We start from the raw sequence: 22080 nt of genomic DNA, 5'->3' as shown, positions 1-22080 counted from the left end.
TCATGGCAACTTACTTGCGTATCTGGTTTTTTGCCTTACTGATTTTATTGACAGGGGCGGTGACACTAAATTACTGGGTCGATCCCTACGGACTTTACCGGCCATATAGCGAAGGTAACTGGAAACCTAATGGTGCGACACAAGGCGAATTAGTTAAACCTTATCTGGTATTGAAACATTCACCGCGCACACTCATTTTAGGTAACTCACGAGCAGAAGTGGGCTTCGATCCCGCAGATGTGGCTTGGCCCGAATCAGCTCAGCCCATATACAACTTAGCACTGCCGGGCACAGGTACCCGTGTTGCCCGTCGTCTCTTCGAACATGTCTTGGCGGCAGCCCATCCCCCCAAAACAATCGTGCTGGGGGTGGATTTCATGGATTTTCTGGTATCGCCCGATATAAGTAATAAATGGGAACCAGAAATTATTCATCGGCTTTTAATTACGCCAGATGGGCAGATCAATAATAAACGTTGGTTACAGATGATGCTTGATAGTGCCATCACTCTGGCTTCCCTGAATGCTGTGTTGCATAGCATAGACACTGTGCGAATGCACGGCAGAACAGAGGTAGCACATTTAACTGCAACTGGATTTAATCCCATGCATGATTATTCGCGGATTGCACGCAATGAGGGGTATTTCAATTTATTCCGGCAGCGTGATATCGAGAATATGCGCGTTTATCAGAAGCGTTCAAAAAATTTGTTTTCCCGTGGCACTCATACCTCTCCTGCTTTCGAGGACGTGACCGCCATTCTGGATGCTGCTCATACCCATGGGATTCAAGTTAAGGTGGTTATCTATCCATACCATGCTCATTTACTGGAGATTTTTCGTATCACTAATTGTTGGGATATGTTTGAAGACTGGAAACGGGAGCTGACATTACGGGTCGCTACTCATAACCGCGGTCAGGCAACCCTTTGGGATTTCAGTGGCTATCATCATTTCGCACGCGAGACTGTTCCACCTGTTGGCGATAAACAGACTGTTGTACCTGATTATTGGGAAGCTGGGCACTTCAAGAAAGAATTGGGGCATCAGATACTGGCTCGCCTATCAGGAACGGGGGAGGCTGATTTTGGCGTGGTGTTGACGCCGGAAAATATTAATGCTCATTTGTTGTCCATCCGTCAAGATGGCGTGAAATATAAGTTAGAAAGATCCGCAGAAATTTCTCAGCTCGAGGAGCTGATTCAATAAGCTATGACACTATAATTGATAGTGCAATAAAAGAAATGCTCGCGTCTTACTGCTCTTAATTTATTACTTGGAAGGCCAGTCAAACTTCACGATCCAATTTTGCTCGGTGGGGCCACACACCTGGTATGGCTATGTTAATGCTAGCGTTGGACGAAGCCGCTATCGCGGAGAAATGCTCCCCATCAATTTGATTCAAAGCCATAATTCCTCCTCACCCCGCAAGGGGTTTTTTGTACTTTAGCATGAGGAGAATGATTATGATGAAACACGAATATCCGCAACCATTTGCGCGGAATTATGAGAGTCTGCTCAAGCGCTTGAAGCTGCGCGGTATGCAGCCCAAGACGATTGAATCATACTGTCACGGTGTGCGCCGGATTGGGGAGATATTTGCATAGCGTTTGTGAGCCAGCCGGGCTCGTCCAACAAACGGTTCAGATCGTGGCTCGCTTCGCGATCACGATCTAACCTTAATCGTTATATCGCAATTATTTAACCACGTAGATTCGACGGCATTTAAGGCGTAACTCTAAACTGCATCCCGAATGGTGATGTGGAATACAGTTCACGCAGCATTAGCAAAGATGCTAGACAATCCTAATTCGGCACTGTCTGTGGAAATTGAACTGGAACTGGCCGCCACGCCTCTGGGCAACTAGGCACATATGGATAATAACCTTTTGCTGAATCACAGTAGCACCAGAACTGTGCGGGGAACTTAGCAGGAGCATTTATTTGAGGCGCGATCATGGAAGATTACCCCATGTTTGGTCTTTGCTAAATGTTGATTGCAAACTTGTAATCTCTTTGCAGAAATAAACTGTTACATTTTCTTCGTTGTTGCAAACATTTTGCTTACAGTTTCCCTCCAAGATACCCTACACGCACATTACTGCGTTAACCGAAAAATTTATTTCAGGAGATAAACCATGAATATTAGTAAATCAACTCTTAGCACCATACTTGGCATAAGCCTCTCTGTCTTACTAAGCAACAGTGTGTTAGCCGACGAAAAGATGGCCTCGAAAGATCAATGCAGGCACTCTTGGGGTAAGAAAGGTGGCTACGCTGCACATTTTGATAACCGAATGTCAGCATTGCATACCGCCCTTCAGCTAACCTCTGCTCAGGAAGCATCATGGACAGAATTTTTGAATAAAATAAAGCCTGTCAAAATGGAGGCGCCTGCTCCTCAAGATTGGAAAAATATGAGCACTCCTGATCGTCTCGATCGAAGGCTAAGCTATGTGAAAGCTCATGAAATAAAAATGACTGAACATGCAGCAGCTGTACGTGCGTTTTACGACACATTAACTCAAGATCAGAAGGGCATATTCGATAAACAGTTCCAAACTCATCATCGCAATTCATAAGTCATAAGGAAACTTCTCTTAAAAACAGGTACGCTATTCCGACTCCAAATATTTACAGGAGATGCGTCTATCGGGATAGCGTGCATTTTGTCAAATCACCATTATTCAACCCAGTCGAGAAGGGAAATATCCATTAGTTATATATATGCCAGACCTCGGGGAATCCAGCGCTGCCGGAGCAGATATGCGTAATACATGGGCAAAATCAAGATATGTCGTCTTTTCTCTTCAGCCATTGGAAGATGATGTAAACATATGGTCATCAAAGGCAGCGCGACGTGGCGATTTTACATTTATCAGGCATGAACGGTATTATCCGAAGTTATATCTGAGCGCCTTAATGTATTAAAGAATTCGATTGAATATCTGAAGCAACGTATAGCAACGTATAGCAACGTATAGCAACGCTCAGCAAACTCGACAGAACAACACCAATGAAGGATCGGGTAGAGGGCGTGGCAATCGTCGTGGTAAAAAATCACCCAATAGCGGGAGTGATTTTGAATTACCTTCCAAACGCGAAGCCGTTAATTCTCCGACTCAGCGCGCCATTATGGGCGTTGCCATCGAACAGGTAACTACAGCCTTTCTTAATGCCTATATCAAAAAAGATCAATTGTCGCTGGAATGGTTGAAAAAAGATGTCCGACCTTGGCTTAATAAGACGGGACAATTGAAAGAAAAATGATTTGTTTCACTCAGGGTGCATTCGCAAATCCCCGTTGATACTATGCAGAAACCGAAAAGCAATAGATTAGACGTGGCTCAGTAAGCGAAAAAATCTATGCGCGAGCTCAAAATTTGCTGAGCGCTGAAAGATTTTCATGGCATGCGGTTTCTGCCAAAGTGAACAATGCAAAGAATGATGGAGCGGAGTGGATATCCAGATTATGGTGAATAACATAATGGAATTTTTGGCTCACTGGGGCATAACTGCGCTTTCGCTATGGGTTGCAGGCCTCATATTTCACGGTATTTCTTTTTCAAATAAACAATCTTTGTTTGTCTCGGCGCTGTTGCTGGGTTTCGCCAATGCAGTCATTAGGCCTGTCGTCATATTGCTTACCATACCGTTAACACTTATCACTTTCGGTTTTTTTCTGCTGGTTATCAATGCGCTGATGATGCTTCTGGTGTCATCTGTTGTTCCGGGCTTCAAAGTATCTGGATTTTGGACCGCATTTTTTGCGAGTATCTTCATTGCGGTTCTCAGTTTCTTTGTGGGATTATTCATTTTTCAGGCAGGTGACAATCCAATTGTCCTCCCTACTCATAAAGGAGTGTACATCTGAGAACGGTAGTTGAGTGTTTTGAGCGTTGTGCTCATTCCTTGAATGATTTCCAGGGACTGACGTATTCAATATCAATCTGATTGACGAGCAACAATTCAAATAGAATTCCAAACACGTTCCACGCGCTATGCAAGATAAGAACCGGGCGCTCTTCAAGTACCGCTGAGCGCAGCCAATATTTGGCCCTTTAATGCCTTGATCAGCGCGATTTCATCGGGTGGCAAGCCCTCAAGCGCTGGCAAAACACGATCTGCATAAAACAATCCGATCTGCACTTTTTGCACCACCAGCGGCAGTACGATAAAACTGCGCGCGTCTGGCAACAGGGCGCGGTGCCATGCAGGCAAAAGATCGCGTATTTTCTCGCTGCTGGCGTCCGCTATCATCAGATCAGTGTTATTTTCCATGGATAGATGGAACAAATCCCGCTCCGGGACCATCTGGAATATAAAGCGCGCCTGGCGCGAAGTATGGCCTTCTCCAAGGGCAACACGGGCACGGAATTGACCCAATTTAATATCTTTTAAACATACGGTTGCAAAACGAAAACCCATACTGCGGTACAGCGTTTCCAGTACCAGCAAGATCAGTTCATTGACTTTGCTGCGACCCAACGCTCGCATCTGAATCACATCCTGTACGCCGGCCAACAATAAATCGCGTGCATTGATTGGCTTGCCGCTGGGATGAAAACCTTCAGCCTTGGTGTCAGCGGTCGTCATCAGTAACACGTCCGGCATGCCGCTGCCAGCGTCAGCGGCCTTGATATCCGTCCCGTCAAGTTTAAGGCTTTCGGTTAGTACTCGCATTTCCTCGGTAACCGAGACAAACAACTCGTGCATTTTTTTAGTGTCGAGGTTTAAGGCTGCACCAAAATGGGCCAACAGTTTATGGCTGTCTGCCGCCACTTCGATGTCGTCGCGCGCGAGCAGTTTGGATGCCTCAACACTAAATGAGGCGACCTGACGCATCCATATCTGGCGATTACCCGCCATCCGTTGCTTACCGGCAGGCACAGCACTTAGCGCGTGGATGATGGTAGCCGGGATATTCCATTCGGCCAGCACCGCTTCGGCCAATGCTTCAAAGCTGCAGCCGAGCACGTGGGCTGAGGCTTGAGCCGGACTGTGTTCACCTGCGGTGACGAGCCCTTCAATTTGCCTTAGACAGGCGGGTTCATGCGACGCCACCAGCAAACGACCCAGGTTTTTGAACAAGGCCGCAATCGACGCTTCTTCCGCGTCCTGGTAGTGGCTGCGGCGTGCCAGCTCGCGGCCAACCAAGCTGGCACGCAAGGCGTCGGCAAGCTCTGTGCGAATACTCTGCGCATGCTTATGGTTAGACAAGCTATCAACCAGCAGCATGGCCAACGCGCTGGTTTTTACAGTATCAAAACCGAGCATAAAAATAGCCCGGGAGATAGTTGTTACGGGCGTACTGACCACCCGGCGATAGCTCACCGAGTTTGACAAACGCAAAATCTTTTGCGTCAGCGCCACATCCGACAACACGTAATACGCGAGATTATGGGCCGCTTCGTCATCGGACGCAGTGAGCTGCACGACGTGCGACACAGCGGCACCGAGCGCAAACAAGCCGACATCGCTACCCAGTTTTTGCACAAGCGCATCGCGCACGTTACGCATTTCGTCACTGCAAGGTGGTGGTTTGATATCGACAGACATAGCTGCATCCCGGTAAAACGTACATCTGAAAAATTTATCGTCATACCGCGCGCGTTGCGGTGCCGATCAACAAAGGAAAAGACATGAGCTCTTTCATTTTGAAGCATCGGCCAAATCGCACCGATCTTTAAGCCTGCAGTACCTGCAACGGCAAGCCCGTCATTCAGGTAAATGCCAGAGCATGGCATGAAGCATTAAAGCAGACCGGGATCGAGATTTTCTCGCTGGTAGGGCTTCAGACACACTTGGGGGGAAATGACATGGATATGTGACCTTTATCACAGACAGGAGTGCAAATTTCCTCTATCTTGTATCCCTTCATAAACCACGTAAGAAACTAAAAATGAAATCCAATAAACTTGCCTTAATTGCCTTGTTGCTCTGGGTTCTTACTATTGCCGTATTCGCATGGTTCTTCATTCGTGGAAATACTACCGCCGGGACCGATGGTAGAACTGCTGTCGTGCTGCAAGTTAGCGAGCGTGACTTGATCTTATCCGAAATGCGTGGCCTGCTATCTGCAACGCAAGGGATTCTAGAGGGCGTGAATCAAGGCGACATGCAGCGCGTCATCAAGGCTTCAAGTGCTGCAGGTATGGTTGTTGCTGCCGATGCAAGCCCGGCACTGATGACAAAACTGCCAATGGAATTGAAATCGCTAGGCATGAGTGTTCATCGCGACATGGATGCAATAGCCAAAGCTGCCGAAAGTAAAGCGCCAGCGCCAGAAATTTTGAAAATGCTGTCTAATACATTAACAAAGTGTGTCGCCTGCCACTCAACTTGGCAGCTTAAAGTGGCAAATTAAATTGGGCATTGATTTACTCAAAGTCTATTCGATGCGACTGGTAGTTCAGTTTGAAATTTGCGTCGGACAATGCTTCCATTTTAAGATAATCCCGTAGTTTGTCATGGAACAAGCCCTCGCGAGAGGGGGTGAGATTATATTTTGACTTTGGCCCGTCGAAACTGCATCCTTCGCGTAGCGGCTTCGTCCAACCAAGTAATCAAGAACGCCGCAACGCGCCATTGCCGGGAGATTTTTGTGAGTATAGTGATCCTTTATCAGCTATCGGCGATCCATGCTACCACCCTGCACCATTGACTGGCGCAATGGTGCGCGCCGATTACCAGCGGCAGCCCGCTAACGAAATCCTGACGCGAAATTTAATCTATGTCTCGCTCTCGCATATTCATCAGTCACTCTAGCGCTAACAACGCAGCCGCCTTGGCGCTGGCAAGCTGGCTTGAGGCCAATGGCTGGAGTGATTGCTTTCTTCTTGACTTCGATGACAACCGCGGCATTGCAACGGGTGAGCGATGGATGGCCGCGCTGAAAAAAGCGGCAGATCGTTGCGAAGCCGTAATCTGTCTGGTTTCCCCGGCATGGCTGCAATCCGATATGTGCAAAGCCGAATTTTATTTGGCAAATTTTATCGGTAAGCGCATCTTTGGCGTAATGGCCGAAAAGGTTTCCCGCTCGGAATTACCCAATCAAATGACCTCCGTGTGGCAACTCTGCGACCTGACACATACCGATGATCCCGTGTCATTTACTGTAGAGAAACTACCGAAGGTGTCCAAAACCGAAGTGAGTTTCTCTCACGCCGGACTGGAGGCATTGGCGAATGGCTTGCGAAAGGCGGGGTTGGACGCGTCTACGTTCTTGTGGCCACCCGAAGGTCAACCTGAACGTTCGCCCTATCCAGGCCTGCGTGCCTTGGAAGAGCCAGACGCAGCTGTCTTCTTCGGACGAGATGCTTCCATCATACGTGCGATCGATCAGATGCGTCTGGTGCGCGAGCGCGATGTCGAACAGCTCTTTGTCATTCTGGGAGCATCCGGCGCGGGCAAATCTTCCTTCCTGCGGGCCGGTCTACTGCCACGGCTTAAGCGGGACAGTACCCATTTTCTAGTCTTGCCCACTATTCGTCCCGAGCGCGCAGCCATCTCAGGCTCGCAAGGTTTGCTGAACAGCCTCAAGGGCGCACTCGCCACAGCAGGGCAGCCAATGAACCACGCACAGGTTCGCGCAGAATTGGCATCAATCGGTTTGGCCGGTGTCCTGCGACAAATTCAGCCCGTTCAGCGGATTCAGCAGGGAATGGACCGTTCAGGTGTGCCAACCGACCCCACGTTCATCATCCCCATCGATCAGGCAGAGGAGCTATTCGCCACCGATGGCCAGGAAGAAGCCGGTCAGTTAGTGACCTACATCGATGCGCTGCATCAGCATCTGTTAGCCGCTCAGTTTCCAAATATTGGTGGCCAGCGATTGCGCGTCCTATTTCTGTTGACAATACGCTCCGACTCTTTACCCAAACTGCAGGAGCAGCCAGCGTTGCAGGGGATGTCACCCGTGCTGTTCAGTCTGCCTGCCATGCCGGTGTCGGAATTCAAGGCCGTGATCGAAGGTCCGGCCAGGCGGCACACCGAAACTGTCAAATCACTGGTCATCACCCCGGAGCTCACCGAACAGCTGATCCAGGATGCCCAGGGGGCGGATGCCCTGCCGCTACTGGCCTTGACACTGGAATGGCTGTACCGCGAATTCACCACTGCCCAGGGTACGCGGATCGGATACGAGGAATACCAGAAGCTCGGCGGTGTCCGGGGCGTCATCGGTGCGGCGGTGGGGCACGCTTTCGAGCGTCCGGGCCAGGAACCGGCCATTCCCGCTCAGCGGGACGAGCAAGAACGCCTGTTGCAGCAGATCTTTCCCTATATCGCCACCGTGGACCCCGACACGGGGAACTGGAAGCGCCGGGTGGCCTTGCGAGCAAGCTTGCGCCAGGAATTACCGCAAGCCGACGCCCTGGTGTCGCGCCTGATCGAACAGCGGCTGCTACTGACGGATGTCCGCCGCGTGACCGACGGTGGTGAACCGGTCGAGGTGGTTGAAGTGGCACACGAGGCCTTGCTGCGGCAATGGGGCATGCTGGAGCGTTGGCTGCGTGAGTTTGCCGAGGCCTTGTCTGCATCCGAATTGATTCGTCGATCTGCCCACGACTGGCTCCGAGGCGATCTGGATAAAGTATTCCTTGTACACACCGCTCACCGGCTTGATGCAGCCGAGGCTATGTTTTCCGATAAGCGGCTTGCCGGCCGCTTCGAGCCTGTTGACGGACAGTATCTGGCAGCCTGCCGCCAGCGCGATAAGCGAGAATTGGAAGAACGTGAGAATCAGTTGCGGGAGTTGAGTATGCAGACGTCGCTGCTGCTGACCAGTGCAGCTGAGGCCGCGGCAGACGCTGACCATTTCGACCAAAGCCTTCGGTTAGCGGTGTTGGCTGCAAAGGTGTCCTTTCTGCATCCCGCACATCCATCTGCTATAGCTGTATTAGTGAGAGCAGCCGAGTCAAGTACCTTACACACGATTTTTGCTAACCATAAGGATAGGGTGAACTTCGCCAGCTTCAGTCCTGACGGCAAGTGTGTGGTCACGGCGTCGAGAGACTGCTCGGCGCGCGTCTGGGACGCTGAGACTGGCAAGACCGTGGGCATGCCGATGATGCATGATGCCGAAGTTATTTCCGCCAGCTTCAGCCCCGACGGCAAGCGTGTGGTCACGGTGTCAGATGACACAGCTCGCGTCTGGGACGCTGAGACTGGCAAGACCGTGGGCCTACCGATGACCCATGACAGCAGGGTCAACAGCGCCAGCTTCAGCCCTGATGGCAAGCATGTGGTCACCGCGTCGTGGGACATGACGGCCCGCGTCTGGGACGCTGAAACCGGTAAGACTGTGGGGTCGTCGATGAGGCATGACAATACGATTAACTCCGCCAGCTTCAGCCCTGATGGCAAGCATGTGGTCACGGCGTCAAGTGACCACACGGCCCGTGTTTGGAACGCTGAGACTGGCAAGGTCCTGGGCGCGCCGATGGAGCATAAAGAATGGATTAAAACTGCCAGCTTCAGTCCCGATGGAAAGTATGTAGTCACAGCATCAGAAGACAAGACGGCGCGCATTTGGGACGCTACGACCGGTAAGGCTGTGGGCGCGCCGATGGAGCATGATTTGCCGATCAACTCCGCCAGCTTCAGTCCCAACGGTAAGTGTGTGGTCACGGCGTCGAATGATAAGACGGCCCGCGTCTGGAACGCTGAAACTGGCAAGGCCGTAGGCCTACCAATGAAGCATGATAGGCAGGTTAATATTGCCAGCTTCAGTTCCGATGGAAAGCGGGTGGTCACGGCGTCAGACGATATGACGGCCAGAGTCTGGGACACTGAAACCAGCAATGCCGTGGGCGTGGCAATGACGCATGGCGACATGGTCACTTTCGCTAGCTTCAGTCCCGACGGCAAGCGTGTGGTCACGGCGTCGTGGGATAAAACAGCCCGCATCTGGGATGGCGATGGCGGCAATGCTGTGGGCGCACCGATGAAGCATGACAGTACGATCAACTCCGCCAGCTTCAGTCCTGATGGCAAGTATGTGGTCACGGCGTCAAGTGACCACACGGCCCGTGTTTGGAACGCTGAGACCGGCAAGGTCGTGGGCGCGCCGATGGCGCATGACAGTGCTGTTAACTCCGCCAGTTTCAGCCACGACGGTAAGCGTGTGGTCACGGCTTCACGGAACAAGACGGCACGCATCTGGGATGCTGAGACTAGCAAGGCTCTTGGCGTTCCGATGGTGCATGATGTCGGCTGGGTCAACAGCGCCAGCTTCAGTCCCGATGGCAAGCGTGTGGTGACAGCGTCGAATGACAAGACAGCCCGTGTCTGGGACGCTGAAACCGGTAAGGTTGTAGGCGTGCCGATGACGCATGGCGACATGGTCACTTTCGCCAGCTTCAGCCCCAGTGGCAAGCGGGTGGTCACAGCGTCAGATGATACAGCTCGTGTCTGGGACAGTGAAACCGGAATGGCCGTGAGCTTGGAAATGACCCATGAAAGCAGGATCAACAGTGTCAGCTTCAGCCCCGACGGCAAGTATGTGGTCACGGCGTCCGACGGCAAGCGTGTGGCCACAGCGTCGCAGGACAACACGGCCCGCGTCTGGGATGCTGAGACCGGCAACGCCGTAGGCGTGTCGATGACGCATGACAGAGCTATTTACTCCGCCAGTTTCAGCTTTGACGGTAAGCGTGTGGTCACGGCTTCAAGAGACCACACAGCACGCGTCTGGGACGCTGAGACTGGTAAGGCCATGGGCATGCCGATGACGCATGGCGATGCTGTCACCTCCGCCAGCTTCAGCCTCGACGGCAAGCGTGTGGTTACGGCATCGCAGGACAAGTCGGCGCAGTTATGGAATCTTTATTGGTCAACATTTGAGCGGCCTGATGAGCTGATTGCCGAGGTCTGCCTTAAAAAGCTTCATGGCAATATTCGCACCCTCACCCCGGCAGATGTTTCTGCGGCGAGAATCCTTCCGGAGTCATGGATCGGTAATGATGTCTGCGATGGGTAGTCACACGAATTACCCAATAAGCCCATGACCGTGCACCTGACTCGCCAGTTGCATCAACCATGATTGCCTGCTCCCTTCCCTTGACAATGAAGCGCACTCTGTTGGCATAGCTTTCTCGATACTCACTGATTACAGGGCAAGAAGAATCAGCTGAACCTTGTTGTCCTATTCGCCTCTCCTGGAGAAATTCTGCAGCCGCCTGCACCCCCTGCCATAGGATTTGATTGAAACCCCTCCTTGAATTTGATCGGACGCATTATTGCCAGCATTACTACATAGATACCCCCTTTCAGGCGAACGGCGCAAACTGTTCAATGTGCACGTGCTGCTGTGCGTAAGCCGCGCCAACCTTCTGGATCTCCAACATGTAGTCTACCGAATCCAAGGTTTGTACATGCTTGGGGTCTAAATCCCCTAAGCCAAGCGATTTAAGACCTTCCAACGAGACATCCGGGTCGTGACGCATATAAGTGAAGAGTTTGGGTATCGTAGAATTGACCTTGCCATCTTTCGTCAAACCGACCATGTCACCAAACTCGCGGTCAATTGGTCCACCGTGTCGACAGTCACCGAGACTGCGACATGCCATATCCCACCCTGCCGACGCGGCATTCATCAGCGCAGTGGGAATCGAGGTGGCGTTGTAGAACAAATTCATGTTTCCGGCTTTCAGTTCGGAATTGGACATTGCTACACCACCGGTGCCGACTGAAACGATCAATAGATTGTCGGCTCCGGTTTTCCAATTTACTGCGTAGGGGTGTGCTGTGATCATCTGGAATGCAAGAAATGCCGGATTGTTGTATGTGGTTACGCCGCCATCTACGAAAATGAAGGTGTATGGGTTCTGTGAGCCTTCACCTAGTGTTATTACCTCCGGCGGAAAGTAAACCGGGGCAGCAGAACTGGCACGCACCAATTGCCATAACGGCAGTTGAAGATTGCAGTCTTTGCGCGAACGCTCGTTGTATTTAGCAAACGGATTATTGGTCAACGGCCAAGGAGAGTCGGTTGTAGCATTACGTAGTACCATCATCAACAGCGTGCGTAATCCTGGACTACCCAGCGTAATGTCGTCACCAAGGGCTTTGCTCAGTTCGCCGCGCAATTTCCGGGCCAGCGGCTCGTCGTTGTACTTGTAGTTCAGCCGCTTAAGCAAGAAAGCCTTGTCGAACATCTCCTGGCCACTTTCCACATAGAACTCTCGGATGCGGGCCATCGACATTCCTGCAGAAATGCAGGCAGCTATGATGGCGCCGGTGCTGGTGCCGCACACGAAGTCGAAATAATCGGCCAACACGAATTCAGCCTCCCGGCCAAGTTTGGCACGTAGGTCGTCTTCCATTTTGGCCAGAATTTCCACTGAGATTAGTCCCAGAATTCCTCCTCCATCGCAGGAGAGGATCTTTTTGGGTCCTGGGGATTGCATGCGGGTCACTAAGACATCGTTCATTTAAATATCCTTTGTTAGTCGGTTATATGTTGATACGAAGCAAGATGCTGCGCACCAAGGCTGTAAACAGAAACGGAATTTGATAACCACACAAAAAACTCTATTTTTTCTATAATGAAATCAAATGGTTTAACCATATTGAAAATGGCCTTTTCAATTCCATAGTGTTGTCGTGTTCAACCAGTGCGTCTGGCCACCTTGAAGCTGGACTTCCTGCATTAGATGGTGTGTTCCGCCAGGACCATCACCTCCTTGGCCGTTCCACAGACAAATAAACTCAAGTTTTTTACTGCCGAAGCGGAGCGCGCGTTCAAGCATCCATAAATTGTTCTGCTCGAAAGGGCTTTCACCATGCGCAAGCAAGTTACGCTCGTCAGCCATAATGTGCAGGTCTGCACGAGATTTTGCATCAAGGAAACGTGTATGCCAGTCGTTGCCAGCAAAGTCCACTGACTCAGCAAAGAACCTCTTCTCGTCGAATGGCAAATAAATTTCCAGCTTTGCTCCGAGCTTCAGCGCGGCCTCGGCAAACAACAAATCTCCACCGCACGCACCTCCGCAGATCGCAATATCCCTAGGTCCCAAGTGCAAACAATCCAGCAGATCCGAAATAGCTGCCTTCGCGACAGGCTCTTTATCTGCTGGAAAACGGGGCGACTTGCGATCAGGTGCATCAATCATGTGTCCGCTAAAGAGAAATACTTTATCGGGAATAGTTTCTACAGATTTACTTTGCATAGTTGGCATAGGCTCTGTCGCATTAGCAATGCCACCATCAGGATCTTTGGCAGGGCCTTGCTAATGCGCCAGAACCCGTGAAGTTAATAATTTAAATATCAATTATTATCAAATTGATAGAATTGCTTTCTCTAAGTTTGCTTTAACTTGCTCTGGTGTTTGGGTAGCATCAATCAACACGAAGCGATCTGGATGTTTCTTACATCGCTCCAGATAAGCTTGCCGCACCTTCTTGAAAAAGCTGTCTTTTTCCTGCTCGAAGCGATCCAACGCTATATTTTTCGAGAGTCGTTGGCGTGCCACCTCAACCGGAAGGTCAAACAGCAATGTCAAATCCGGCTGAAAATTTTCATGTACCCAGCATTCCAATTGTTCCAGCTTTGCCACCTTCAACCCTCTGCCCCCGCCCTGATAGGCAAAACTGGCATCGCTAAATCGGTCGGATACTACCCAAATTCCCCGTTGCAAAGCTGGCTTGATAACCTGCTCGATATGTTCAAAGCGAGCGGCGAACATTAACAGAGCCTCTGTTTTTGCGTGCATAGGTTGGTTTAGCAGAATGTCGCGCAGACATTCACCCAAGGGTGTACCACCCGGCTCACGCGTTACAAGCACTTCTTTGCCGCGTTTGCGCAAGGCCTCGGCAAACCAGGCCAGATGGGTGCTCTTACCTGCCCCGTCTACTCCTTCAAAGGTAATAAATTTTGCCTTATTCAATTATCGCCCCAAAAAATTACTTTCCGTTGTGTGATGTGCATTTTCCAGACAGCAAGCTGGCCGAAACAATCAGCGCTGCACCGATAATTTCCCGCAGTCCCATTTCCTCATCCGCCAATAAATACGAGGATACGGCAGCAAACACCAGCTCGGATAGAAGCAGAACAATCGCCTGATTGGCGGGCAGATAAGTCAGTCCGTACTGCACAGCAAAACTAATGACGCATACAACCAATCCAATCAGCCATAGCAGCCACCATGCATCGGATGGAATACTCTGCCATTGTGCTATGGCATTACCCTGATACAACAGCAACACCATGGTGAAGAGTATCGTGCCAAACCACACGCTGGTCACTTTAAAATTCACGCTCAGGTGCTGCGTACGACGCACAATTACATTCATCAAAGCAAAACTAATCCCCGCTGAAAGACCTATCCATTCCGCCTGATTTTGCGGCAGTGGCAAACCATACTGCATATCCCACAGCATAACGAGCGCACCACCCAGTGACAGCGCGATAATGGCGTAGCCGTAACGATTTAATTTTTCACCGAGCAGCCAGCGCGAAAAGATCACCGTCCACAATGGCGCAAGATAGAACAGCAGTAGTACGCGCATTACTTCGCCATCCAACACCGCCAGCACATAGCCTAAATTGGTCCAGCCCGCACTCGCCATCAACACAATACTCAGCCACCCGGCAACTCGTAACTCGCGCCATATCGGCCCCAGGAACAGTAAGCCTAATATCATCGCCATACAATAGCTGAGCAGCGTAGACAATTCACCGCCTACCCCCATGTTGTGTAATGCGCGATAGGGATACCACATCAGTCCCCACACCAAGGCACCACTTAACAAGCCTATCACCGACAAAATTTTTTGTTTTGATGCCACTCGCTACACCTTTATAATTGTGCCTATTCAGCTTAAACAAAAAATTATGAATCCTGATCTTGATCGTCTACAGCCTTACCCGTTCCAGAAACTCGCCAATTTATTTAGCTCAGTTATACCTAACCCAGCCTACCGGCCTATCAGCCTGCACATCGGGGAACCCAAGCATGCCACGCCGCAATTCATTAGTGACGCATTAAGTGCCAATCTGGCGGGACTTTCGAATTATCCCACAACCGCAGGGAGTGACGCGCTGCGTGGCAGCATTGCCAGCTGGTTTGCGCAACGTTATGATCTTCCTGCGCTGGATGCAAAATCACAAGTCTTGCCAGTGAACGGCAGTCGGGAGGCGCTGTTTGCTTTCGCCCAGGCGGTGATTGACCGTACGTGTGACAACCCCACCGTAATTTGTCCTAATCCGTTCTATCAGATTTATGAAGGCGCAGCTCTACTGGCTGGTGCCACGCCCTATTTCCTCAACACTCTGCCGGAAGATAACTACGCGTTGAATTTTGATCAATTGCCGCAAGAAGTTTGGCAGCGCACACAGCTTATATATGTGTGCTCGCCTGGCAATCCGACCGGGCGTGTAATTAAACTTGCAGAATGGAAGACACTATTCGATCTGGCCGACCGTTACGGCTTTATCATCGCCGCAGACGAATGCTATTCCGAAATCTATTTCGATACGCCGCCGCTCGGTGCGCTACAAGCAGCGCAACAACTGGGACGCAGCGATTACCGCAATCTGGTGTCTTTTTTCAGCCTGTCCAAGCGCTCTAACGTACCCGGCATGCGTTCCGGTTTTGTGGCAGGCGACGCAACAGTGCTAGAGAAGTTTACGCTGTATCGCACTTACCACGGCTGCGCCATGAACCCGGCAGTGCAAGCCGCCAGCGCCGTCGCCTGGCAGGATGAAGAACATGTCGCCGAAAACCGCCGCCTGTATGCGGAGAAGTTCTCACAGGTTATCAGCGTTCTGAAACCCGTGTTGCCGGTAGCGCTGCCGGATGCCAGTTTTTATCTGTGGCTGCGCGTGCCCATAGCTGACACCCGCTTCGCGCAATATCTGCATCGAGACTATAATGTCACAGTGCTGCCCGGCAGTTTTCTGGCGCGTAATGCACATGGCGTAAATCCAGGCGAAAATTTTATCCGCATCGCCTTGGTAGCAGAGCTGAGCGAAACTATGGAAGCAGCGCAACGTATCGCCGAATTTACCCGCAAACTTGACTAGGAAAATCATGGAACAACTGCAACAGATCATCGAACCCGCTTTTGAACGCCGTGCCGAAATTACACCCCGCAACGTAGATGCAAAACTGAAAGAGGCAGTGGACACTGTTATCGGCCACCTCGACCACGGTACTCTGCGAGTGGCGGAAAAAATAGAGGGTCAGTGGGTAACCCATCAATGGCTGAAAAAAGCAGTGCTATTGTCTTTCCGCATGGAAGACAATGCTTTCATCAAGGGCGGCTTTACCAATTATTACGACAAGGTACCGTCCAAGTTTGCCGACTACAACTCACGCGATTTTCGCGAGGGTGGCTTCCGTGTAGTGCCACCCGCTGCGGCGCGCAAGGGTTCATTTATAGCCAAGAACGTGGTCTTGATGCCTTCTTACGTCAACATTGGCGCTTATGTAGATGAAGGTACGATGGTGGATACCTGGGCGACGGTTGGTTCTTGCGCGCAGATTGGAAAGAATGTTCATTTAAGTGGCGGAGTCGGCATCGGTGGTGTGCTGGAACCAGTGCAGGCCAACCCGACCATTATCGAGGACAACTGCTTCATCGGTGCGCGCTCGGAAATTGTCGAAGGCGTGATTGTAGAAGAAGGCGCAGTCATTTCGATGGGTGTGTACATCGGGCAAAGCACCAAGATTTTTGATCGTGAAACTGGCGAAGTGCATTATGGTCGCGTACCAGCAGGCTCGGTGGTCGTGTCCGGCAACCTGCCCTCCAAGGATGGTAGTTATAGCTTGTATTGCGCCGTAATCGTAAAGAAAGTAGATGCCAAAACTCGGGCAAAAGTCGGCATTAATGAATTGCTACGCGGAATTTAAAGCCTGATTTAACCCCGGGGGAAATTTATGGTCATTACACCTTTTTTGCAGTTAGCTGCTGACAAACAGGCTTCTGATCTTTTTTTCTCCGCTGGTGCACCGATCAACATCAAAATCAATGGCGTGGTTATGCCAATAAACACAGAGAAACTTGATAGCGAAACGATTGAGCGCATCGCCTATGAAATAATGACACCCGAGCAAATCACGGCCTTCGAATCCAGCATGGAAATGAATTTTTCCTATCGGGTCTTGGATGCCGGAAATTATCGGGTCAATATTTTCCGCCAACGAGGCAGTATTTCGATGGTCATTCGTTATATTCGGTTCAGTATTCTTAACGTCGCGGAACTGAATCTGCCACCCATTTTAAACCAACTCATTATGGAAAAGCGTGGCCTTATATTGGTTGCGGGTGCAACTGGTTCGGGGAAATCCACCACAATGGCGGCCATGATTAAGCATCGCAACAACACTGCCACCGGCCATATTCTGACCATTGAAGACCCTGTTGAATACCTGTTTCAGCACAATAAATCCATTGTTAATCAGCGTGAAATCGGTACCGACACGCTTTCCTATGGCAATGCCCTGGAAAATGCCATGCGCGAGACACCCGATGTGCTAATGATTGGTGAAATACGGGATCGTGAAACGTTTAAACATGCATTGATTTTTGCCCAGAGCGGCCATTTGTGCCTGTCCACGCTGCACGCCAATAATAGCTACCATACGTTGAACCGTATCGTAAATCTCTTCCCACAAGATACACGTCGAGCCGTACTCGCCGATATGGCAATGAGCTTACGGGCAGTGATTTCACAACGTTTGGTACCTAACGTACACGGCACGTTGGTACCTGCCGTAGAAGTGTTACTCAATACAACACTGATCTCGGAGCTGATTAAAAATGATGAGCTCGACAAAATTCGTGATGCGATCGATCAAAGTGTATCGTCCGGTTCACAGACCTTTGAACAGGCCTTGTACAAGCTATATAAAAATGGGGAGATCACCAAGGAAGATGCTTTGCGCAATGCCGACTCAGCCAGCAATCTATCATCCTTGATTTCTTACTCATAGCTACCCATCAAATTGCAGCCTACTTTTGCAATGTCACAATAATAAAAATATTTAAATAAAATAATGGATTCAGCAAGATGAAACTGTATGGGATTACAAATTGCAACACGGTCAAGAAAGCCCGTGCTTGGCTGGAGCAGCATAGTGCCGAGTATCAATTTCACGATTTTAAAAAACAGGGTCTTGAATTGGAACTGGCGCAGTGCTGGCTGCAACAGATAGGTTGGGAAAATCTAATCAACCGCAAGGGTCTGACTTGGCGCGGCTTATCAGCAGAACAAAAACAAGCCATCAAGGACAACATTAGCGCATTACCACTGTTGCTGGAAAAAACCAGCGTCATTAAACGCCCGCTATTGGAACAGGATGGCAGACTGCTGCATATCGGCTTTGACGATGCCAGCTACGAAAAAATTTTCAACTTCAAACCTTAAATTATATATGTCCCCCACCCTGGAACTTGCCAAACAACTTATTGCCCGTCGTTCACTCACACCGTTTGATGAAGGCTGTTTGGCTCTCATCGGCGCGCGCCTCGAACCACTGGGGTTCAAGCTGGAAATGTTACGCTACGATAATGTGGACAACCTGTGGGCTCGGCGCGGCAGCAATGGCCCCGTGGTATGTTTTGCTGGCCACACCGATGTTGTGCCAACCGGCCCTGTGGACCAATGGCACAGCGACCCATTCACGCCAACCCTACGTGATGGCATGTTATATGGGCGCGGCGCTGCCGACATGAAGGGCTCACTGGCTGCCTTCGTTACTTCCATCGAACAATTTGTGGCAGCACACCCCAGTCATGTAGGTTCAATTGCCTTGTTACTGACTTCGGATGAAGAAGGTATAGCCATAAATGGCACAGTTCGCGTAGTAGAAGCATTGCAAATGCGCGGCGAAAAAATGGATTACTGTATCGTGGGCGAACCCACCTCATCTATCAAAATCGGCGACACCATCAAAAATGGTCGACGCGGCTCGCTCTCAGGCAAACTTACCGTAAAAGGAGTGCAAGGCCACATCGCTTATCCGCATTTAGCCAAAAATCCTATTCATCTTGCCGCTCCGGCCATCGCCGATCTAGCCGCAATGGTATGGGATAATGGAAACACTTACTTTCCGGCTACAACTTGGCAGATTTCCAACATACACAGTGGCACCGGGGCAACTAATGTTATTCCGGGCATAGTGGAAATCGAATTCAATTTTCGTTTTTCAACAGCAAGCACCGTGGAAGAACTGAAAGCCAAGACCCACGCCATTCTCGATCAACATGGGCTGAATTATGAGTTGGCCTGGTCACTATCCGGCAAGCCCTATCTCACTCCACGGGGCGATCTGGTAGATGCAGTGGGCGCTGCTATCAAGGAGATAACGGGTATCGAAACCGAACTTTCTACCAGTGGCGGCACGTCGGATGGGCGCTTTATAGCCGATATCTGCCCGCAAGTAATCGAGTTCGGTCCGCTTAACGCAACGATACATAAACTCAATGAATGCGTATCCGTAACCGACTTGGATATATTGTCGGAAATCTACTGCCGAACATTGGTCAATTTGCTGGTCAATAAAATATGAGTATGTTGCATCATTTTGACCATACCAACGAACTTCACACCGTGCGTGACTGGCTGCGCTTTACGGTAAGTGCATTCAACGAAGCAAAACTCAGTTTCGGACATGGATCGGCTAATGCATACGATGAAGCAGCCTATCTTATTCTGCATACCCTGCACCTGCCGCTGGACACGCTGAATCCTTTCCTTGATGCTCAACTCATTGCTGAAGAAAAAAAAGTGTTGCTCGCATTGCTCAAACAGCGTGTAGATGAACGAATTCCTGTCGCCTATCTGACGCATGAAGCTTGGTTAGGGGACTTCAGTTTTTATGTGGACGAGCGCGTCATCGTGCCACGCTCTTTTATCGCTGAACTGATACGGGAGCAATTTACACCCTGGGTAGACGAGACGAAGATTGTGACTCACGTGTTGGATCTATGCACTGGCAGCGCCTGCCTTGCCATTTTGGCTGCTCATGCTTTCCCTGATGCCATAGTGGATGCTGTTGATATTTCTCCAGCCGCATTGGAAGTTGCGCAACGCAATGTTGCTGATTATGGCTTGGAAGATCGAATTAATCTTATAAAGTCAGATATATTTTCCAATCTGACGGACAAGCAATACGACGTCATCATTAGTAATCCACCTTATGTGGATGCGCCATCCATGGCCGCATTACCGCCAGAATACCGACATGAGCCGCAACTCGCGTTGGGCAGTGGTGCAGATGGACTAGATGCTACACGTGAAATACTGGAACATGCGGCCGAGCATCTCAACCCCAATGGATTGCTGGTGGTCGAAATCGGTCATAACCGTCCAGCGCTTGAAGCCGCATACCCTAACCTGCCGTTCATCTGGCTGGAAGTAGCTGCAGGTGACGAGTTTGTATTTATGCTGCGACGTGAGGATTTAATTTGACGCAAATCTTAATTTAATTTGATACTAAACTTGTAAAAGTATTGACACATAGAGTGGCTGAGATTTTTACACAAGATATTCAGGCAAGCACTTTAGGAATTGGGAATACCACGTTTTCGCTAATGCCATCCAATTCACGCACACTTTCTGCACCCAGTTCTCGTAACCGCGCAATCACGTCCTGTACTAGCACTTCCGGGGCAGAGGCGCCGGCTGAAATGCCGATATGTAATTTTCCCGACAGCCATTCCGCTTGCAATTCACCCGCATTATCAACTAGGTAAGCGGGGACGTTCATGTTGTGCGCCACTTCGCGCAAGCGGTTTGAATTAGAACTGCTGGGCGACCCCACTACGATTACTACGTCGCACTGACTGGCCAGATGTTTGACTGAATCCTGACGGTTCTGCGTTGCATAGCAAATGTCATTCTTACTGGGGCCTATAATGCCCGGGAAACGTGTTTTGAGCACCGAGATAATGGCAGCGGTATCATCCACGGACAGGGTAGTTTGGGTGACAAAAGCGACATTAGTTGGGTCTCTCACGTCCAGAAGCTGTGCGTCTGCGGGCGACTCCACTAAATACATGCTACCGTCGCCCTGCCCCATCGTGCCTTCCACTTCGGGATGCCCAGCGTGCCCTATCATAATAATTTCCTTGCCCCGTTCGCGCAGGCGCGCAACTTCGCTATGTACTTTGGTTACCAGCGGGCAAGTTGCGTCGAATACCGTGAACCCACGTATCTTTGCTTCGCTTCGTATCGCTTGCGATACGCCATGTGCGCTAAAAATGAGGATACTGCCCGCCGGCACATCGGCTAAATCCTCAATGAACACTGCACCTTTTTTACGCAAGTTAGCAACCACAAACTCGTTGTGTACCACTTCGTGGCGCACATAAATTGGGGCGCCGTGCAAAGCCAACGCACGCTCGACCATTTCGATGGCGCGATCAACGCCAGCACAAAAACCGCGGGGATTGGCGAGTAATAGTTCCATTTTATCTCTATCAATAAATAATAAATATCTCTAAAAAATCAGATTTATTACTTGCATATTTAGACATATGCAGCACTGCAAATTCTTTTAGTATCTCGCATCTAGTAGAGCTCTGAATTTTTAGAACCCACTAATTGGATAGTCCTGTGAAGGCAGAAACACATCCTATGTTTTTTTTGCAAAACTTTCCCACAGTAATAAGCCCGCACCACAGGTAACTGCTGAATCTGCAATGTTGAATGCTGGAAAGTGATAAGTGTTCCAGTAAAAATCCAGGAAGTCCACCACATAACCATAAGCAGCACGGTCTATCAGGTTACCCAGTGCACCACCTAGTATCAATGTCAGAGCAAAACAAAACAGTTTCTCCTGCTTATGCTTGCGCAGTAACCAAATTATCCATACTGAAGCAGTCACGGCGACGGCGCTGAATAACCAACGTTGCCAGCCTCCCGCATTACTGAGAAAGCTGAACGCCGCGCCACTGTTGTGCACAAGCACCAAGTTAAAAAAATCTGTCACCGCCACATTCTCGCCATAGACAAAAATCTGGCTTATCCATAGCTTGGTGATCTGATCGAGGATGACTATTACTGTTGCCAAGCTTAACCAGTGTTTCAACTCTGCCTCTCTCCCACCCGGCTTTGTCATTCTTTTCCCAT

20 protein-coding genes are annotated in these 22080 nt (G+C 50.1%); 13 read left to right on the top strand and 7 right to left on the bottom strand.

Features of this window, described 5'->3' with window-relative positions; all coding sequences use genetic code 11:
* The first annotated feature begins 2 nt into the window (after positions 1-2).
* From W01_RS01935 to W01_RS01920, 4 genes are all read left to right on the top strand, one after another.
* Entirely contained in the window at positions 3-1208 is a 1206-nt protein-coding gene (locus W01_RS01935) for a hypothetical protein (RefSeq protein ID WP_173051954.1), read from the top strand.
* A gap of 257 nt (positions 1209-1465) precedes the next feature.
* Positions 1466-1606 carry a hypothetical protein gene (locus W01_RS01930; RefSeq protein WP_173051953.1) on the top strand — a complete coding sequence of 47 codons (141 nt, stop codon included), beginning with the start codon at positions 1466-1468 and terminating at the stop codon, positions 1604-1606.
* Positions 1607-2137: 531 nt separating this feature from the next.
* Positions 2138-2581 carry a Spy/CpxP family protein refolding chaperone gene (locus W01_RS01925; RefSeq protein ID WP_173051952.1) on the top strand — a complete coding sequence of 148 codons (444 nt, stop codon included), beginning with the start codon at positions 2138-2140 and terminating at the stop codon, positions 2579-2581.
* 890 nt (positions 2582-3471) lie between these two features.
* Positions 3472-3873: a phage holin family protein gene (locus tag W01_RS01920; protein ID WP_173055660.1), complete on the top strand. Its 402-nt coding sequence runs from the start codon at positions 3472-3474 to the stop codon at positions 3871-3873.
* Positions 3874-4025: 152 nt separating this feature from the next.
* Here W01_RS01920 and W01_RS01915 read toward each other — a convergent pair whose 3' ends face one another.
* Entirely contained in the window at positions 4026-5558 is a 1533-nt protein-coding gene (locus W01_RS01915) for an HDOD domain-containing protein (protein WP_198421319.1), read from the bottom strand.
* A 343-nt stretch (positions 5559-5901) separates the two neighbouring features.
* Between W01_RS01915 and W01_RS01910 the strand changes: the two genes are divergently transcribed.
* The 3 genes from W01_RS01910 (at position 5902) to W01_RS01900 (ending at position 10980) form a co-directional block, all read left to right on the top strand.
* Positions 5902-6366 carry a hypothetical protein gene (locus W01_RS01910; protein WP_173051951.1) on the top strand — a complete coding sequence of 155 codons (465 nt, stop codon included), beginning with the start codon at positions 5902-5904 and terminating at the stop codon, positions 6364-6366.
* 128 nt (positions 6367-6494) lie between these two features.
* A complete protein-coding gene (locus tag W01_RS01905; RefSeq protein ID WP_173051950.1) occupies positions 6495-6767 on the top strand; it encodes a hypothetical protein in 273 nt (90 codons plus the stop codon).
* Positions 6733-10980, top strand: coding sequence for an nSTAND1 domain-containing NTPase (locus W01_RS01900; protein ID WP_173051949.1), 4248 nt, complete (start codon positions 6733-6735; stop codon positions 10978-10980). The genes W01_RS01905 and W01_RS01900 overlap by 35 nt, the downstream gene beginning before the upstream one ends.
* A 289-nt stretch (positions 10981-11269) precedes the next feature.
* On the opposite strand, the gene W01_RS01895 is transcribed toward W01_RS01900, so the two are convergent.
* From W01_RS01895 to W01_RS01880, 4 genes are all read right to left on the bottom strand, one after another.
* Positions 11270-12433, bottom strand: coding sequence for a patatin-like phospholipase family protein (locus tag W01_RS01895; RefSeq protein ID WP_173051948.1), 1164 nt, complete (start codon positions 12431-12433; stop codon positions 11270-11272).
* 153 nt (positions 12434-12586) lie between these two features.
* Positions 12587-13180: a hypothetical protein gene (locus tag W01_RS01890; protein ID WP_198421318.1), complete on the bottom strand. Its 594-nt coding sequence runs from the start codon at positions 13178-13180 to the stop codon at positions 12587-12589.
* Between the two features lie 99 nt (positions 13181-13279).
* A complete protein-coding gene (tmk, locus tag W01_RS01885) occupies positions 13280-13888 on the bottom strand; it encodes a dTMP kinase (RefSeq protein ID WP_173051947.1) in 609 nt (202 codons plus the stop codon).
* Between the two features lie 16 nt (positions 13889-13904).
* A complete protein-coding gene (locus tag W01_RS01880; protein WP_173051946.1) occupies positions 13905-14789 on the bottom strand; it encodes a DMT family transporter in 885 nt (294 codons plus the stop codon).
* 46 nt (positions 14790-14835) lie between these two features.
* On the opposite strand from W01_RS01880, the gene dapC reads away from it, so the two are divergent.
* The 6 genes from dapC to prmB all read left to right on the top strand — a co-directional run bounded on the left by dapC (position 14836) and on the right by prmB (position 20418).
* Positions 14836-16026 carry a succinyldiaminopimelate transaminase gene (gene dapC / locus W01_RS01875; RefSeq protein ID WP_173051945.1) on the top strand — a complete coding sequence of 397 codons (1191 nt, stop codon included), beginning with the start codon at positions 14836-14838 and terminating at the stop codon, positions 16024-16026.
* Positions 16027-16033: 7 nt separating this feature from the next.
* Positions 16034-16855, top strand: coding sequence for a 2,3,4,5-tetrahydropyridine-2,6-dicarboxylate N-succinyltransferase (dapD, locus tag W01_RS01870; protein WP_173051944.1), 822 nt, complete (start codon positions 16034-16036; stop codon positions 16853-16855).
* A 27-nt stretch (positions 16856-16882) separates the two neighbouring features.
* A complete protein-coding gene (locus tag W01_RS01865) occupies positions 16883-17938 on the top strand; it encodes a PilT/PilU family type 4a pilus ATPase (protein WP_173051943.1) in 1056 nt (351 codons plus the stop codon).
* Between the two features lie 77 nt (positions 17939-18015).
* On the top strand, positions 18016-18372 hold the full coding sequence (locus W01_RS01860) for an ArsC family reductase (RefSeq protein ID WP_173051942.1): 357 nt from the start codon (positions 18016-18018) through the stop codon (positions 18370-18372).
* A 7-nt stretch (positions 18373-18379) separates the two neighbouring features.
* A complete protein-coding gene (gene dapE, locus W01_RS01855; protein WP_173051941.1) occupies positions 18380-19516 on the top strand; it encodes a succinyl-diaminopimelate desuccinylase in 1137 nt (378 codons plus the stop codon).
* A gap of 2 nt (positions 19517-19518) precedes the next feature.
* Positions 19519-20418 carry a 50S ribosomal protein L3 N(5)-glutamine methyltransferase gene (prmB, locus tag W01_RS01850; protein WP_445082541.1) on the top strand — a complete coding sequence of 300 codons (900 nt, stop codon included), beginning with the start codon at positions 19519-19521 and terminating at the stop codon, positions 20416-20418.
* 79 nt (positions 20419-20497) lie between these two features.
* Here the strand turns inward: prmB and ispH are convergent, their stop codons facing one another.
* On the bottom strand, positions 20498-21418 hold the full coding sequence (gene ispH / locus W01_RS01845; RefSeq protein WP_173051939.1) for a 4-hydroxy-3-methylbut-2-enyl diphosphate reductase: 921 nt from the start codon (positions 21416-21418) through the stop codon (positions 20498-20500).
* 165 nt (positions 21419-21583) lie between these two features.
* A complete protein-coding gene (gene lspA / locus W01_RS01840) occupies positions 21584-22069 on the bottom strand; it encodes a signal peptidase II (RefSeq protein ID WP_173051938.1) in 486 nt (161 codons plus the stop codon).
* Positions 22070-22080 lie beyond the last annotated feature (11 nt).

It is taken from the genome of Candidatus Nitrotoga sp. AM1P (assembly GCF_013168275.1).
Lineage (GTDB): Bacteria > Pseudomonadota > Gammaproteobacteria > Burkholderiales > Gallionellaceae > Nitrotoga.
The sequence above is the reverse complement of the archived record's forward strand: the minus strand, read 5'-3'. Positions and strand labels throughout refer to the sequence as shown.